This window comes from Frankia sp. AvcI1 (assembly GCF_001420875.1).
Classification (GTDB): domain Bacteria; phylum Actinomycetota; class Actinomycetes; order Frankiales; family Frankiaceae; genus Frankia; species Frankia alni.
In genome coordinates, this window is record NZ_LJFZ01000028.1 from 20,768 (window position 1) to 37,235 (window position 16,468).

Sequence of the window (16,468 nt, forward strand, 5' to 3'; positions counted from 1 at the left end):
CGGCGGCGGGTACGGGTGGCCGGGCGGCGACAGCCCGGCCAGGCGGGCGGGGGCGGCGTGTTCGAGCTCGTCGACCGCCCACGCCGCCGCGTCGGCGATCATGACGGCGGAGAAGGCGTCGGCGAAGAGCTCCGCCTGCCAGCCCGACCACCGGGCGGCGAGCTCCGCGTCGCCGCCCGAGGCGGCGCGCACCGCGTCGTCCAGCGCGGCGCGGGTCCGGTCGGGCAGACCCGGCATCAGGTCCCGCTGGACGTGGTGGCCGGTCTCGTGGGCCGCGGGGGCCAGCCACCACGCCTGGCGCGTGGCCCATTCCGGCAGGGCGATCGCCGGGATCGGCAACTCGCGCAGCAGGGCGCGGACGGCCTCGTCCACCGCGTCGGTGCGGGCCGGCGGGCGCAGCGGCACCGGCACGCTCGACCGGGTGACGGCGAAGGCGTTGAAGCGCGGGTCGACATAGGCGAGCGGACCGGTCGGTGCGGGCCGTCCGACTGCCGCGAACGGCTGCGACCAGCACGACCGGACGAGTTCGTCGGCGGCCAGCAGAATCGGGCCCAGCCGCTCGTCGAGCCGCTGGTCATAGCGTTCGCGATACCAGTCGAACGTGNGCCGCACGACGGTCAGCAGCGTCTCCACCGACCGGCAGCCGTCGTAGCGCGCGCCGCTGTCACCCAGCTCCCGCAGGGAGGCGACCCGGCCGGCCAGAGCGGCGAGCATCCCGCCCAACACCTCGCCGAGTACCCGGAAATGATTTCCAAAGCGGAGGAACCGGTCATCTCCGCGGCGGGCGTCCAGCCATCCGGAGATATCCCGCTGCGCCTGCAGCACCGCTCCCGCGGTCCGGTCGATCCGGAGCCGCGACCGATCGGAGCCGAGATCCACCCCCATGTCGGCAAGAGTACCGAGTCGACCACAATGCGTCTTGCCTAGGTTGTTCATCCGCCCCTTTCTGCGGCGGAATGCGCCGGCCCGACTGNGGCCGCCGCACGCGGCTCCGCCGATCGCATTCCCTGCGCGGCGGAGGTGGGCGGCGTTAGGGTCGTCTGTCATGAGAGCCGTGGGAGTGGTCGAGTTCGGCGGGCCGGAGGCCCTGCGCATCGTGGACGTGCCCGAGCGGCACGCCGGTCCCGGCGAGGTCCGGATCCGGTCCGCCGCCGCCACCGTGAGTCCGACGGACACCTTCACCCGCAGCGGCGACCGGGCGAAATGGCTGTCGAAATGGGCGCCGCCCTACGTGCCGGGAATGGACGTCGCCGGCGTCCTCGACGAGATCGGCGAGGGGGTGGCGACCGATCTCGCGATCGGCGACCACGTGATGGCGATCGTCGTCCCCGCCGCGTCGAACGGCGGTTACGCCGAGCAGGTGGTGGTGCCGGCCGAGTCCGTCGCGCGGGTTCCCGCAGGCGTCGGCGACGTGGCCGCCTCGACGCTGCCGATGAACGGCCTCACCGCACGGCTGGCGCTCGACCTGCTTGGCCTCGCCCCCGGCCAGACGCTGGCGGTGACGGGGGCGGCCGGCTGCTTCGGCGGCTACACCGTCCAGCTCGCCAAGGCCGACGGGTTGCGGGTCGTCGCCGACGCCTCCGAGGCGGACACCGAGCTCGTCCGAGAGCTCGGCGCCGACATCGTGGTGCGCCGCGGCGACGACGTCGCGCAGCGGATCCGGGCGGCGGTGCCCGGCGGGGTGGACGGGCTGGCGGACGGTTCGATCCAGAACGACGCCCTGCTCGGCGCGATTCGCGACGGCGGCGGGTTCGTCGCCGTCCGCCCGTTCCAGGGCGAGACCGAACGCGGTATCACGATCCACCAGGTGTGGGTGCGTACCTACGCGCGTGAGCAGGCCAAGCTCGACCGGCTGCGCCAGCTCGTCGAGGAGGGNGCCCTCACCCTGCGGGTGGCGAAGACCATTCCGGTCGAGCAGGCCGCCGAGGCCCACCGTCTGCTGGAGAAGGGCGGCATCCGCGGCCGGCTCGTGCTGACCTGGTGAACCGCGGATTCGGCGCGCATCCCCGCCGGACCCGTCAGCCTGCCCGCCGCCGTTCTTTCTCTCGACGCCCGGGGGATGACGCCGAGCTGCGGTGACGGCGGTTCGGCTCCCCGGAAGTGGCCGCCCTTTCGAGGTAGTGTTTCCGGCAGGCCGCGACACCGGCGGTCGGGCGCCGCGGGGGTGCTGCCGGCGGCGGCCGTCGAGGACGGGCAGGGAGGTCCGACGGGTTCCGGCGGACGGTCACCGGCATGGCAGGAGGGGCGGTTTCCCGGAAACACACCGGGTGAACCACAGCCCAACCTTCACCCACACCCGAACCTACCGGCGATCAGGCCACGTTGACTTCCACTGCCCACGCGCAACGGCGGCGACACGGGTAGTCAATTCTCGCCGGCCAACAAAACGGACCATCTTTGATCAATGCCAATTGCGCGGAACTCTCGTAGGCTGGGATGCGCGCAGGCAGGCATCAGCAATGCCGCCACAGGTAGGCGGAGCTGATCGGCGATCCTCTCCGCCAGCGGCGGGAGGACCCCGGCGACAGTCGGCCCGGCAACGACGGTGTGTAATCACCGGCCGGACACGGCGCTTCCGTCGTCGGCGAGGCCCGAAGCCGCCGATCAGGCGCAACGAATGTGCGCGCGTCCGCAACGNCTCGTTGCACTCTGTCCCAGATACGCCCAGCACGGTGTGATGTGTCCACCNGCGGACGCGCAGCCCGCTTCCCAGCTACCGAGGCGAGGAGGACACCTGATGATGTCGACGGGATCCTCCTCCTGGGATGTCGGATTCCGCCGAGGGTGNCTGNCCCGCCCGCACTCGATCACCCACTGCGATGGGCGGATCGCCGCGCGGGTCTTCATGGGCGGTGAGGCACACCGGGAGAGGACCACGGGCACCGCACGCACCGGTCCTCTCCCGGACCCTGCCCGCACTCCGGGCACCAGCATCGAGCGCACGCACCGGGTCTGCGTACGCCGGTTCGCCACCGGCACGGGCCCGACCATCACATCTCCCACCCCCGCAGCGGGCTCCCGATGGGCCGCGTGCGGCCCTCGGTGGACCGTTGCCGCGGGCGGACTGGCCAGGACGGGAGACGAACCCATGGACGGTCGGGTGGGCCAGGGCGACTGTACGGGCAGGACCGCGGGGGAACCGCCGCTGCGTTGGCGGCGGCCGGCCTGCGCCCCCGGGCTGAAGTTCGCCAGCCAGCACACGGACGTCGTCGTCCGGTACCGCTACGCCGGGCGGATCCGCGAGGTCCGGATTCCCGTCGCGCTGTGGGCGCCGTTCGTCCACGACGTCCGCACCGGCGTGTTCGACCGGTTGACCCCGCACGACGGACCCCTCGGCTGGACCTCCTGGGGCGCCGGCAGCGGCCAGGTCGCCCGCGGCCTGCCGGACGAGGTGATCGTCCGGATCCGCCACCTCGGGACCATGCGGGAGAACCGGCTGCCGCAGACCATCTGGGACCAGATCCTGGTGGCCGTCCGCGCCCACGCCATCGACGACCTGGACGCCGGCGGCGACGAGGCGGCCGCCGACCGGCGCCCGACCGGCTTCCGCACAGTGCACGGCAGCGCTCTGCCACTGGTCCGCCAGCGCGAGGGCGGCTCCGAACGGTTCCGCGGTACGCAACCGCGCTCCCACCACAGCCACCCCGCCCGATAGCCGGGCCCGCCGCGGTCCGCGGAGGGCGGACCGCGGCGGGCTCGCACGACGGCCGCGCGGGCCGGACCAACGCCGGTCCCACCGCGTCGGACCTGCGGGCTGCCCGCCGCACCCCTCACGGCGGGCAGCCCGCCCGATCCACCATCCCCACCGCAACGGCCATCCCACCCGATCGCCATCCCACCCGATCGCCAGACCAGCCGATCGCCAGACCAGCCGATCGCCAGACCAGCCGTCCCCACAGGATCGACCTCCCACCAGCAGACCAGGCCCCCACCGGCAGACCGGCCGCCCCTCAGACCGGCTGCCCCTCAGACCGGCTGCCCGCCGACATCCCAGCGCCGGCGTCCGACCCCCCGGTAACCCCCACCGGCGAGCGGGTCCGCCATGGCGCCCACCGGCGGGCAGCCGTCCACTTCCCTCGTCCCGACGACCCCCGCCCCGACCACGTCCCGTTCCACGACGTCCCGCTCCGACGATCACCGTCCGCTGACCACTCCCCCACCGGTGGCGGCCGCCGCGTCACCCCCATCCGCCAGGGGCGCCGGCGGATGTGCGGCGCCGCCGCCGGACCACCATCCACCGGGGTCCGCCGTGCCCGACGGCGGGCCCCGGTGGATGCCACCGCATTCGTGGGGCGTTGCCCGGCGGCGCGCGTAATCCGGCCGCCCGCCGGTTCCCCCGGTGCCGTCCCGGCCGTGCCGATACTGACCCGGGCCCGGCGCGACCGGAGCCCGCCGGATCGCGACGACAGGGGGCCGAGCGTGGCGTTGCCCGGCGGCCCGGCGGATCGGGAACCCGGGACGGCCGACAGGACCGGCACGGCCGAGGGAACCGGCACGGCCGAGGGAACCGGGTCGGCCGACGGAAGCGAGTCGGCCGACAGGACCGGGACGGCCGAGGCGGTGCGCATCGACCTGGTCGGCGTCGGGAAGCGGTACGACGGCCGGGCGACCGGCGTCACGGCGCTCGCGGACGTCACCCTGCGGGTCGGCGCCCGCTGCCTGNTGGTCATCCTCGGGCCGTCGGGCTGCGGCAAGACGACGCTGCTCAACCTGATCGGCACGCTGGACACCCCCACCACCGGGACGGTGCGGCTGGATGGCGTCGACGTCACCCGCGCGTCCCGGCGGATCCGGCGGGAGGCACGCCGCGAGGNGGTCAGCTTCGTGTTCCAGTCGTTCAACCTGTTCCCGGCGCTCACCGCGCGGGAGAACGTCCGCTTCGGCGCGGACGTCGCCGGGCGGGACCGGGCCGGCGAGGTCACCGACGAGGTGCTCGCCGGGGTGGGGCTCGCCGAGCGCGCCGCGCACTTCCCCCACCAGCTCTCGGGCGGGGAGCAGCAGCGGGTGGCGATCGCCCGCGCCATCGCCACCGGCAACCCGATCCTGCTGGCCGACGAGCCGACCGGCGAGCTGGACGTCGCCACCGGCGTGCGCATCCTGGAGCTGCTGCGCGGCCAGTCCGCCCAGGGCCGGACCGTTCTCGTCGTCACCCACAACCGGGAGATCGCCCGGATCGCGGACCGGGTGATCGAGCTGTCCGGCGGGCGGATCGTCCACGACGGACCGCCGCCCGGCGGCCAGGTGCCGGTGGCGGAGCTGCGCTGGTGACCGGNCACGCGCTGGCGCACGGGTGCGCGCTGGCGCGCGGGTGCGCGCTGGTGACCGGGTACGGGCCGGTGACCGGGTACGCGCCGGCGGACGGGTAGTCGGGCGGCGCACGGATGGCATCGACGACGGGGCTGTGGTGGCGATGGTCGCTGCGCGAGCTGCGCCAGCGGCTGCTGCTCGTGGTCGCGATCGCCGTGATGATCGGCCTCGGCACGGGGCTCTACGCCGGCCTGACCAGCTCCTCGCACTGGCGGCGGCAGTCCTACGACGCCAGCTACGCCCGGCTGAACGTGCACGATCTGCGCGTCGCCGTCGAGGCCGGGGCCACGGTGGCGCAGGGGCGTCTCGCGGCGGTGGTCCGGTCGCTGCCGGCCGCGGCGGCCGTCAGCGCCGACGCCGAACGGCTGGTCCTGCCCACCGAGATCGACGCCTCCCGCCCCGGGCACACCGTGCTCGCCCGCGGCGAGCTGGTCGGCATCGACCTGACCGCCCGGCCGCCGGTCGACGCGGTGTCGGTGGCGCGGGGGCGGGGGCTCGTGCCCGCCGACAGCGGGCGCGACGTCGGCGTGCTGGACCGCACCTTCGCCAACGCGAACCATCTCCCGCCAACCGGCACCGTGCGGACCAGCGGCGGCGGCGAGGTGCGCTACGTCGGGCAGGGCCAGTCGCCGGAGTACTTCCTCCTGCCCGGCGAGCAGCCGGGCCTGGTCACCCAGTCCGGGTTCGGGGTGCTCTACACGTCGCTGCCGACCGCGCAGCGGCTCACCGGGCAGCCCGGCGCCGTCAACGACCTGGTGCTCACCCTGCGCCCGGGCACGGACACCGGCGCGTTCGCCGCCGAGCTGTCCCGGGCCCTGGCCGCGGCGCTGCCGGGCACCAGCGTGACGGTCACCGACCGGGACGACATCCAGACCCGGCAAATCCTCTACGACGACGTGAACAGCGATCAGCGGCTGTGGGACGTGCTGGCCGTCCTCGTCCTGGTCGGGGCGGTCTTCGCTGCGTTCAACCTGGTCGGACGGGTCGTCGACGCNCAGCGCCGGGAGATCGGCATCGGGATGGCGCTCGGGGTGGCACCGCGCCGGCTCGCGCTGCGCCCGCTGCTGCTGGGCGCCCAGGTCGGGGTGCTCGGCGTGGTCGCCGGCGTCCTGGTGGGTCTCGTCGTGGGTGCCGCGATGGGCAGGCTGCTGCGCGGGGTGTGGCCGCTGCCGGTGTGGCACACGAACTTCCAGGTCGGTGTGTTCGCCCGGGCCGCGGCCGTGGGTCTGGTCCTGCCGGTGCTCGCCGCCCTGCCGCCGGTGTGGCGGGCGGTGCGGGTGGAGCCGGTGCGGGCGATCCGGGCCAGCGCCGTGGCCGGGGGGACGGGCCCGCTGGTCCGACTGCTGGGCCGGGCCCGGCTGCCCGGGGGCAGCCTCACCCAGATGCCGCTGCGCAACCTGGCACGCGCCCCGCGTCGGCTACTGCTCACCGCCGTCGCGATCGCCGCGGTGATCACCGCCCTGGTGGTCTTCACCGGCGAGCTGGACACGTTCACCCGCACCACGAACCGGGCCGAGGCGGACCTGACGACCAGCGCCCCCGACCGGCTGCGGGTGATGCTGCCCCGGGTCGAACCGGTGAACTCCCCGACGGTGGACGCCGTGCGCCGTTCCCCCGCCGTCGCCGAGACCGACCCCACGCTGGCGCTGCCCGGCCGCATCTCCCCCGCCCACGCTCCCCCCGGCGGCGGCGGCAGCGCCGGGGCCGGGGCCGGGCCCGGCGGCGACGCCTCGGCCGCGCCGATCGACGTCCTCACCTACATCCTCGACATCGGGCACGGGCTGTGGTCGCCGTCGGTCGTCTCCGGGTCCCCGACCGGAGGGCTGCTGATCTCCGAGAAGGCCGCCCGGGACCTGGGCGTCCACCCCGGCGACACGATCACGCTGCGCCATCCGCAGCGGGTCGGCACCGGCTACCGGACCATCGACACGCCCCTGCGGATCGCCGGCATCCACGACTTCCCGGTGCGCTCGGTGGTGTTCCTCGACAACAACGACGCCGGCGCGTTCCGGCTCGCCGGAACCACCAACGTGGTCGTCGTGCAGCCGGCGGCCGGGTACGGGCGGGACGCGGCCACCCGGACGCTGGCCGCCATCCCGGGGGTGGCGTCGGTGGTGTCGGCGACGGCGAGTATCGAGGAGATCCGGGCCCTGCTGCGCAGTTTCGTCGGGATTCTGCGCATCGGCGAGGTGGTGGTGCTCCTGCTGGCCGTGCTCATCGCCTACAACGCGATGAGCATCGCCGTGGACGAGCGGCGCCGCGAGCACGCGACGATGCTCGCCTACGGGTTGTCCACCCGCACCGTGCTCGGCCTGACCGTCGCCGAGAGCGCGGCGATGGGCCTGGTCGGGACGCTGCTGGGGATCGCCGCCGGCTACTGGGCGCTGCGCTACACCGTGGAGGTGCTGCTCGCCAGGACGCTTCCCGACCTCGGCGTGCAGGCGATTCTGTCCGGTCGCACCCTGACCGTCATCCTGGTGCTCGGCGTCGGCGCGGTGGCGGTCGCCCCGCTGGCCGCGGCCCGCCGGATCCGCCGGATGGACGTTCCCTCCACCCTNCGGGTCATCGAGTAACCACCGCGGGACCGGTGCGGGCAGGATGAGGACCGCTACCTGGCGGTTGCCCCCGGCTGGCGGGGTGCACAGGTCTGGTGAGGTGTGCGGGTCTGGTGAGGTGTGCGGGTCTGGTGAGGTGTGCGGGTCTGGTGAGGTGTGCGGGTCTGGTGAGGTGTGCGGGGTGACGAGGCTGCGATGGGTGACGACGCTCGGGCGGGACGTGGTCGGCGCGCTGCGCGGCCACGACCTCGCGCTGCTCGCGGCGGGCGTCACCTACTACGCGGCGATCGCGGTCGTGCCCTGCGTGCTGGTGGCCGTCAACCTGCTCGGCCTGCTGCTGGGACGCCCGCGCGCGGCGGAGCTCGGCGATTCCCTGGCCGACGCGCTGCCGGACGGTCTCGGCGCCCCGGCGGTCGTGCTCGCCGCGTTCGACGCGGCGCTGACGATGTCGCCGCTGGTCGTCGTGGCCGCCGCGGTGCCCGCCTCGTTCTACGGCGAGGGGCTGCGGCGGGCCTTCGTCCGGCTCGCCGGCACCAGCGAGGGCCTCGTCGGGTGGCGGGGTCGCCTCGGCGTCCTGCCGCTGCTCGCCGCCGCCCCGGTCCTGCTGCTGCCGGTCCTGCTCGTGACGCCGACGCTGGCCCGGCTGTTCGCCGAGCGCGGCGTCTCGGCGGGGCTGGGCGTGATCGTCGCGTTCGCGGTCGACTGGCTGGCGCTGACCGCGACGCTCGTGATCGTCTACCGGGTGGTGGGACCGGGGCGGCCGGGCTGGGCGGCGACGCTGTGGGCGGCGGCGTCGACCGGGTCGTTCGTCGCCGGCTTCGTCCAGGGGTTCGTGCTGTTCCTGTCGTTCCACCTGGACCTGGGCCTGCCGTTCGGCGGTTTCCGCGCCATCGGTGCGGCCGTCGCCGTCGGCTTCTGGCTGTTCCTGCTGCACCTGATCGTGCTCGTCGGCTACGGCCTCGCCCTGCGCCTCGACGAACGCGACGGCGTCCCCTGGGCGGACGCGCAGCGCTGACGATCCGGATCAAGGAACATAACCGAGCCCCATGATCCGGATCAGCTACGCACTCTAACGCCCGTGGTCCACGCCGTTGCCATGGTCGATACCGTTACCGTGGTCGGCACCGTTTCCGTTGTCGATACCGTTGCCGCCGCCGGCGAAGATATTCACGGCTCCGTGTCTCGCGTGCGACTGACCGATGGGCGCGGAGATCCTCCCCGGGGTGATGCTGCCGATCCCGAAAGCGAGAACGAGCAGACCGGCGGCCGCCACGGCCAACTGGATCCTTCGCAAAGCTACGATACGCATCCTCACGCCTTTCCGTCGATGGATAACCACAGACGACATGACACCTGGACCGGATGGACAAACAGTCGGCAATCCGGAAAGCAACCGGGAATGTTTGCCGTCGCGCTTCGCGACGACCCGAAGACTAGCGCCATCGCTCCCCGCCGGGTGCTACCAGAAAGTGCCGCAACAAGGGCATCAATCCCCGCCCGGAAGGACTCTTCACCGGCGGTCGAGGGCACCGTCCAACACATTCCGATACCCCTGACCAGCCGAAATCAGGCGGGCATCCCCGCAGCGCGTTCTCGTTCACCATCGCGGCGGAGATATCAATCACAACGCGGACGGACGAGCTGGCGGTGGACTCTCGCCGGACCCCGGACCCCGGCACGCGGCACGCGGCGCGGCTGCGCCGCACACCATGATGTGGCTGTGACCTACGACGTAGCTGTTTGGCGGNATGCCGGTTCCCCAACCGACGAGGAGGCTGCGGCCGAGTACGAACGCCGGTGCAACCAGTCCGAGCAGCGATGGGAGGCGGATGCCCTCGAACCGGCCTGCCCCGAGCTGGTCGAACTAATTCGGCGCATGCGCGCCGAGTTCCCCCAGCAGGAGCCGATCTGGGAGGGCCCGGCTGATGGCGATCTGGCCAGCCAGGCCGACGGCGAGTTCATCTACATCACGATGTCCTGGGACGGTGGGCCGGACGTGGTCAGATTCATCGCCGGCATCGCTCGTTCCCTCGGCCTGGTCGTTTACGACCCCCAGGACGAAGCGGTCCTGAGCTGAGACCTCTCGGAGCGAACGAGACCGCATCCCCGGCGAGCCGGGGACGGGGGTGGCACGAGCTGGCCTTTCGGGGACGAAAGACAGGCCCCGGGCCGGTGGGCGGCTCCTGCTACCGGCCCGGGGTCGCACGTCTTCGTCCGCGACCGTTCGGGTGATTGCCATTTCGGGTCAGGACGAGGGCATCCAGTCGGGGCGGCGGACCAGTTCCACCCCGATCAGTTCGATCCGGGCGGCGTCGTCGTCCAGGACCACCACGTCGCACAGGGCGTGGATGTTGTCGATCTCCCTGGCGGTGACGACGCTGCGGGCCTCGCCGGTCATCAGGCCCGGCCGGTGGATGCGGCACTCGCGGACGGCGACGGGCAGCGCGCCGCCGAGCACCCGCCAGGCCCACAGCCCGGCGAGCTGCATGCCGCCGTCGAGGCCGGCGACGTCGAAGTACCAGTCGTCGAGGCCCCAGGCCAGCTCGGTCACGCCGACGACGNACCCCTCGGCGCCGTGTTCCGACATCCCCTTGAGCCACTGAATCGCCTGGAAACGCGGGCCGTGGAACAGCGCGTCGCTGCGGTAGATCAGGTCCCGGCACTTCGACACCTCGGCCGCCTTCTCGGCGAGGCCGTCCGGCGTCGGCCACGCCGACGACGGCACGGGCTGCGGCTGCGCGGGATCCAGTTTCGCCTGGTAGTGGGGCATGCCGTCGGCGTCGTCCAGGCGCAGGACGGGTAGCGGCGCCGCCGCGGCCCCGGCCCCGGGATTCGGCGGGTCGTCGCCGCGGCGTGGGGCCTCGGCCTCGGTCACGCTGACGTACAGCTCGTGCCCGGTGTCGGCCAGGCGCGGGAAGGCGATCTTGCGTAGGACCCGCAGGTCGCGCAGCACCATCCCGGCCTCGCCGTCGCCGCGCAACGCGCGGGCGCCGCGGGCGAGCCAGTCCAGCGCCATCGCGAGCGGAAGCACCGCGATGTCGGCGGGACTGTGGTCGGTCAGCCAGGGGTGGGTGCGCTCGTGCACCGAGAGCTGGCCGAGAACCCGCCGGGCGCCCGCCGGCCCGGACCCCCCGCCCGCCGGCCCGGACTCGGCGCCCGCGAGGCTGCCCCCGGACGTCCCGACGCCGGACGTCCCTGGGCCGGACGTCACTGGGCCGGACGTCCCTGGGCCGGACGTCCCTGGGCCGGACGAACCGGAACGGCCGTCGGCGGAGGCGCCGAGTGCTTCCGGGCCGCCTGCGCCGAGCAGGATCCGTGGCTGGGTCCCGGCGCTGTGTGCACCGGTGATCTCGTCGACGAACGCCGCCGCGCCCTGGGCGAGCGGGAGCGCCGGCACCCCGCGGCTGGCGAAGACCTCGGCGAGCAGCGGCCCGACCATCCCACCGGCCCAGGGGCCCCAGGCGATCGAGCGCACCAGGCAGTCCGGATGCGCAGCCCGGTAGGCGCCCGCGACCTGGTCCAGGGTCGCGTTCGCCATGGCGTAGTCGGCCTGCCCGGCGTTGCCGAACCAGCCCGCCACCGAGGAGAACAGGCACAGCAGCTCCACGGGGTCGTCGGCGAGCGCGTCCAGCATCGTCCGCAGNCCCCGCACCTTCGTGTCGAACACCCGGTCGAAGGCGTCGTCGGTCTTGTCGGCGAGCAGCTTGTCGGCGAGCGTGCCGGCACCATGGACGAGCCCGCTGACCGGCCCCCAGTCCGCCCGGACCTCCTCCAGGGCGCGGGCGACCGCGTCGCGGTCACGGACGTCCACCGGCAGGTAACGGGCCTGCGAACCGGCGCGCCGGAGGGCGGCGAGAGTCGCGTGCACCTCCCGCGCGGCCAGGATCTCGCGCGCCTGCGCCCGCAGCCGAGCCGGGCCGCTCGCCGCGTCGTCGTGCTCGGCCAGCAGTCGCACCAGCGACGGCTCGTCGGTCGCGGCCACGAGCCCGGGCGGCTCGTCGAGCAGGGGCGTGCGGCCCAGCAGGACCAGCCGCGGCTGGCAGGTCCGGGCCAGCTCGATCAGGGACGCGGCCGTCACGCCGCGGGCGCCGCCCGTCGCGACGATCACCGCTCCGGGCGCGAGCCGCAGCGGGTGCGCGTCCGCCGGCTCCGGCGGGGCCGGCGCCACCCCCGCGACGAGGCGGGTGCCGTCGGCGCGCAGGCCGACGACCGGGGTCATCCCGCCCTGCCGCAACTCGTGGGCGACGGCGGCGGCGAGCGACGCCGGGTCCCGCCCGGCCCGTTCGCAGTCGATCGCCCGGACCGCGGCGTCCGGCCATTCCGCGGCCGCGGTGCTGGCCAGCGCGGCCAGCCCGCCGAGCCAGGCCCGCGCCCCCTGCCGACCGTCGAGGCCGAGGTCGCCGCCGGTGTCCTGCACGGTGACGAACAGCCCGCCGTGCACCGCCGGCGACAAGGCCATGGCCCGCGCCCAGCGGAAGGCGTCGCGTTGCCGGTCGAGGGCCTGGTCGACGGAGTCGGCGGCCGCCAGTCCCCCGAGCAGAATCACCCCGCCGGCGTCGGCGGGCAGCCCACCCGGCGCCCCGTCCGGCCCGGCGTTCGGCGGGCCGTCGGTGACGACCGCGCCGATGCCGTGTCGGTCGAGCTCGGCGCCGAGCGCGGCCCCGAGCCCGCTGCCGCCGTCGAGGATCGTCAGCGGCCGCGCGCCCAGCCCCAGGGGAGCGAGCCCCGCGGCCGGGACCGGCCTGACGGCCGGCACGAGCCGGGTCAGCGGCGGCCAGCCGGTGGCCCCACGTGCGGAGTCGGCCGGAAAGGGGGCATCGGCCGCCACACCCGTCGAGCCCGGAGCCGGGGTGGCCGCCGCAGCTCCCGGCGAGTCCCCGGTGGGATGCTCCGCGGGGCGCTCGGAGGGGTGCTCGGCGAGGTCCGGGATGGCCGCGGCCGCCGCCGTGCCGGGCCCGGTCGGATCCGGCCCGGTCGGTGCTCCCGCCGCCGGTGGCGGCTCGTCTGCCCGGTTGCGCATGAGGTCGACGACCTCGCCGAGGGTGCGCAGCGCGGTGAGCTGGGCCAGGGCGTCGCCCTCGCTGATGTCGACCGCGATCTCGCCGACGTGCTGGCGCAGCGCGGAGAGGATCTCGACCTTCTTCAGCGAGTCGATGCCGAGGTCGCCCTCCAGCTCCATGTCCATCGCCAGCGCGGAGACGGGGTATCCGGTGCGCTCCGCGACGACGTCGAGCAGCAGGGCCTCCAGCTCCTCGACACTGCGTGGCGCCGACGCCGGCGCGGTCTCGCCGCCGGCCGGGGCCGGGTCGTCGGCAGGTGAGCCGCCGGCCGGCTGATCGGCAACGCCAGGAGCTGGCGCAACGGACGCGCGGATGCCCTGTGCCACCACCGGTGGCACAGCCTCCGTGGCGGAGGCGGGAGGCGCAGCCGTCGAGTCTGCCGCCGGCACCGCGGGCGGCGCCGTCAGGGCCTGAACAGCCTGGGCCGGTTCGGCCGGCTGGAACGGGGTGCCCGTCGGCGCTTCCGGTGCCGGGGGCGTCGTTGCCGGTGCCGGGGCCGGGGCCGCGGTTGCGGTCGCGGTCGGGGCGGCGGTCGCGGTCGCGGTCGGGGCGGCGGTCGCGGTCGGGGCGGCGGTCACGGTCGGGGCGGCGGTCACGGTTGGCACTGGCGGGGCCACCGGTGCCAGCGCCGCGGGGTTCGCCGTCGGGACGGCCGGCAGGTATCCGGCGGTCGAGGGAACGTCCATGGCGGGTGCGCCGGCCAGCTGCGCGCAGATGGCCTCCGTCGTGCGCAGGAACTCCACCTGCGCCTCGGTCATCAGATGCTGGTACGCGGCCTGGACCTGGGCGGTCTGCCGGTGTGCCTCGACGAAGGCGGTCCACCAGCCCGGCCCGGCGACGACGTCGCCCACCAGCGCCGGCTCGGGCGACGGCGCGACCGTCGGCCCCTGCGCAGTGCCGACCGGCACGCCGGCGGAGGGCGCCATGGGCACCGACCCCGCGGCCGGGGGCGCTGCCATCGGCTCCGCGGCCGTCGCGGCCGGCATCGGCTCCGCGGGCGACGGCTCGGCAGCCGCCGCGGCCGGCATCGGCTCCGCGGGCGGAGGAGCGAGCGGAGGCGGGGGCGTCGGCTCCGCGGGCGGTGGTGCGGGTGTCGAACCCGCGGCCGGCGGCGCGGACGCCGGCGGTGCCGCCGGGGTCTGCGTGGCCCACGACGGCGCACCGGCTTGCTGCGGCGGTCCTGCGATCGGTGCCGTCGGTGCCGTCGGTGCAGTCGGTGCCGTCGGTGCCGTCGGTGCGGTCGATGCGGTCGATGCGGTCGATGGCGACGGTGCGGTCGATGGCGACGGTGCGGTCGATGGCGACGGTGCGGTCGATGGCGACGGTGCGGTCGGCGCGGTCGGGATCGCGCCGTCGACCGGCGCCGTGGCTGGATGCACGGCGGGGACGGTGGGACGCGGCGGGGCGGCAGTGTCGTCGGCCGCAGCCGGGGCCGGCACCGCCGGGGCGGCCACCGCGGCGATGGTCGCCGCAGACGCGGCCGCCGGGAGGGTGGTCGCGGCGGACCGCACCGGGTGTTCGCCGTTGGGCGAGGGCTCGTCCAGGGGCGGCGGGTAGTTGCGGCCGTAGTTGGATCCGTCGATCCGCATGGTCATCACCGGCTTCCGGCGCCGCCCACCGGTGGGGGCGGGCGGCGGGTCGTCGAAGGTCAGCCGGGCNCCCTGGACGGCGAGCTGACCGAGCGCGGACTGCAGCATGGCGTCGCCGTCCTGGCCCCGGCGGTCCAGGCTGATCGCGAGGTGCTCCCGGCCGTCGAGGATCTGGTTGACCAGGCCGGTGAGGGTCCCGCCGGGGCCCACCTCGACGAAGGNCCGCACGCCGTCGGCGTACATCGTTTCGATCTGGTNGACGAACAACACCTGCGCGGTGAGCTGGTCGACGATCCGCTCCCGGATCAGCGCCGGGTCGGTCGGGTAGGGCCGGCCGTCGGAGCCCGCGACGACCTCGCAGCGCGCCGGGTGGATCTCGATGCCCGCGAGCACCTCGCGCAGCGGATCGCGGGCCGCCGCGACCAGGGGGCAGTGGAAGGCGGTGGCCGTCTCCAACCACCGGGTGGCGATGCCCTCGGCGGCGAGCTTGCCCTGGACGGTCTCCAGCGCCGCCGCGGTGCCGGACAGCACGAGTTGCCTCGGGGCGTTGTGGTTGGCCACCCAGACATCCCGGTCGGGCAGCCCGTCGAGGGCCGCCGCGACGTCGTCCTGGGCGGCGACGGCGGCGAGCATCCGCCCGCCAGCCCGCTCGGTGGTGGTGCGCAGCAGCTCGCCGCGCCGGCGGGCGAGGACGATCAGCGACTCGGCGTCGAGGACACCGGCGGCGCACAGGGCCGTCAGCTCGCCGAAGCTGTGTCCGGCCACGCAGCGCGGGCGCACCCCGTAGCCGGCGAGGACGGCGAGCAGGGCGAGCGAGTGCAGCGCGATCGCCGGCTGCGCCCATTCGGCGGCGGTCAGCGTGTTCTGCCGGGCGGCGCGCTCGGCCTCGTCGAAGGTCGGCGGTGGGAACACCACCTCGTGCAGCGCCGTGCCGCCGAACCGCAGGCCACCGAAACGGTCCCAGATCTCCTGCGCGGCGGGATAGCGCAGCGCCACGTCCGTGCCCATCCCGACGTACTGGCTGCCCTGGCCCGGGAAGAGGAACGCCGGCGGGGCCGCGGGCGGCGGCGGCACGGGCGGGATGCCGGTGCCGGACTCGCCGGTCGTGGCTGCGCCGGTCGTGGCCGCGCCGGTCGTGGCCGCGCCGGTCGTGGCCGCGCCGGTCGTGGCTGCGCCGGTCGGGACTGCGCCGGTCGGGACTGCGTAGTGCAGGCCGCGGGGATTGGTGAACGGCTCCCGCGGCCGCTGGCCGATCAGGTTGGCGGCCTGGTCGATCCGGGTGCCGAGCTGCTCGGCGGAGCCCGCGACCAGGGCGAGGCGGACCGGGCGGCGGGCGTCGAACGCGCGCCGGCTGGCCCGCGCGATCCCCGCGGTGGGCCGGGAGGTGTCGATCGCCCGCAGCGCGGCGACGATCTGCTCGGGTGTGTCGGCGCCGAACAGGACCAGTTCGCTGCCGGCGGCCCGCGCCAGGCGATGCCGCCGGACGCGGCCGGCTCCGGATTCACCGGACGCCGCGGACGCGCCGTTGCCACCGGAGCCGCTGATGACGGCGGCGGGGGCCTCCTCCAGCGCGATGTGGAAGTTGATGCCGCCGAAGCCGAAGCTCGACACCGAGGCCCGCCGCGGGTGGTCCGCGGGGCGCACCCAGGGGCGGCAGACGGTGTTGAGGTAGAAGGGGCTGGAATCGAGCGAGAGGTCGGCGTTCGGTTCCGTCACCTTGATCGTCGGCGGCAGGGTGTGGTGGTGCAGGGCGAGCACGGCCTTGAGCAGCCCGGCCGCGCCGGCCGCCGACTTCGTGTGCCCGACCTGCGACTTGACCGAACCCAGCGCGCACCAGCGGTCGCCGGTGCGTTCGGCGCCGCCGAACACCTCGGTCAGCGCGGTGACCTCGGTGCGGTCCCCGACGACGGTGCCGGTGCCGTGGGCCTCGACGAGCCCGACCGTCTCCGGCCCGTAG

General features: G+C 74.9%; 7 protein-coding genes and 8 pseudogenes. 9 read left to right on the forward strand and 6 right to left on the reverse strand.

What is annotated here, in order from left to right:
- Positions 1–1,045: 1,045 nt before the first annotated feature.
- From UK94_RS24050 to UK94_RS24055, 3 genes and pseudogenes are all read left to right on the forward strand, one after another.
- Positions 1,046–1,875 (forward strand): NADP-dependent oxidoreductase (locus tag UK94_RS24050; protein WP_235489549.1); only part of this gene is annotated, 830 nt, incomplete at its 3' end.
- A 1-nt stretch (position 1,876) separates the two neighbouring features.
- A pseudogene (locus tag UK94_RS63875) lies at positions 1,877–1,984 on the forward strand (zinc-binding dehydrogenase); the annotation flags it as partial.
- Positions 1,985–3,100: 1,116 nt separating this feature from the next.
- Entirely contained in the window at positions 3,101–3,655 is a 555-nt protein-coding gene (locus tag UK94_RS24055) for a hypothetical protein (protein ID WP_011602869.1), read from the forward strand.
- A 311-nt stretch (positions 3,656–3,966) separates the two neighbouring features.
- On the opposite strand, the gene UK94_RS34085 is transcribed toward UK94_RS24055, so the two are convergent.
- Positions 3,967–4,116, reverse strand: coding sequence for a hypothetical protein (locus tag UK94_RS34085; protein ID WP_157734413.1), 150 nt, complete (start codon positions 4,114–4,116; stop codon positions 3,967–3,969).
- A 303-nt stretch (positions 4,117–4,419) separates the two neighbouring features.
- On the opposite strand from UK94_RS34085, the pseudogene UK94_RS63880 reads away from it, so the two are divergent.
- From UK94_RS63880 to UK94_RS24070, 5 genes and pseudogenes are all read left to right on the forward strand, one after another.
- Positions 4,420–4,662: pseudogene (locus tag UK94_RS63880) on the forward strand (ABC transporter ATP-binding protein); the annotation flags it as partial.
- A 1-nt stretch (position 4,663) separates the two neighbouring features.
- Positions 4,664–4,813: pseudogene (locus UK94_RS63885) on the forward strand (ATP-binding cassette domain-containing protein); the annotation flags it as partial.
- Between the two features lies 1 nt (position 4,814).
- Positions 4,815–5,268 (forward strand): annotated as a pseudogene (locus UK94_RS63890) (ATP-binding cassette domain-containing protein); the annotation flags it as partial.
- Positions 5,269–6,302: 1,034 nt separating this feature from the next.
- A pseudogene (locus UK94_RS63895) lies at positions 6,303–7,864 on the forward strand (FtsX-like permease family protein); the annotation flags it as partial.
- 179 nt (positions 7,865–8,043) lie between these two features.
- A complete protein-coding gene (locus UK94_RS24070) occupies positions 8,044–8,877 on the forward strand; it encodes a YihY/virulence factor BrkB family protein (protein ID WP_231861553.1) in 834 nt (277 codons plus the stop codon).
- A 54-nt stretch (positions 8,878–8,931) separates the two neighbouring features.
- Here the strand turns inward: UK94_RS24070 and UK94_RS24075 are convergent, their stop codons facing one another.
- The 4 genes and pseudogenes from UK94_RS24075 to UK94_RS63910 all read right to left on the reverse strand — a co-directional run.
- Complete coding sequence (locus UK94_RS24075; protein ID WP_041938966.1) at positions 8,932–9,135, reverse strand: hypothetical protein; 204 nt, start codon at positions 9,133–9,135, stop codon at positions 8,932–8,934.
- 972 nt (positions 9,136–10,107) lie between these two features.
- Positions 10,108–10,423: hypothetical protein (locus UK94_RS63900; protein ID WP_235489551.1), on the reverse strand; the 316-nt coding region annotated here is incomplete at its 5' end.
- Position 10,424: 1 nt separating this feature from the next.
- A pseudogene (locus tag UK94_RS63905) lies at positions 10,425–11,505 on the reverse strand (polyketide synthase dehydratase domain-containing protein); the annotation flags it as partial.
- A gap of 1 nt (position 11,506) precedes the next feature.
- Positions 11,507–13,950 (reverse strand): annotated as a pseudogene (locus UK94_RS63910) (SDR family NAD(P)-dependent oxidoreductase); the annotation flags it as partial.
- On the opposite strand from UK94_RS63910, the gene UK94_RS63915 reads away from it, so the two are divergent.
- Positions 13,847–14,479: a hypothetical protein gene (locus UK94_RS63915; RefSeq protein WP_235489553.1), complete on the forward strand. Its 633-nt coding sequence runs from the start codon at positions 13,847–13,849 to the stop codon at positions 14,477–14,479. The pseudogene UK94_RS63910 and the gene UK94_RS63915 overlap by 104 nt on opposite strands.
- A 290-nt stretch (positions 14,480–14,769) precedes the next feature.
- Here the strand turns inward: UK94_RS63915 and UK94_RS63925 are convergent.
- Positions 14,770–16,468 (reverse strand): annotated as a pseudogene (locus tag UK94_RS63925) (acyltransferase domain-containing protein); the annotation flags it as partial.

Excerpts from the sequence above, each read along its gene's own strand:
- UK94_RS63915 (WP_235489553.1), top strand. The coding sequence starts at position 13,847 with ATGGGCACCGACCCCGCGGCCGGGGGCGCTGCCATCGGCTCCGCGGCC.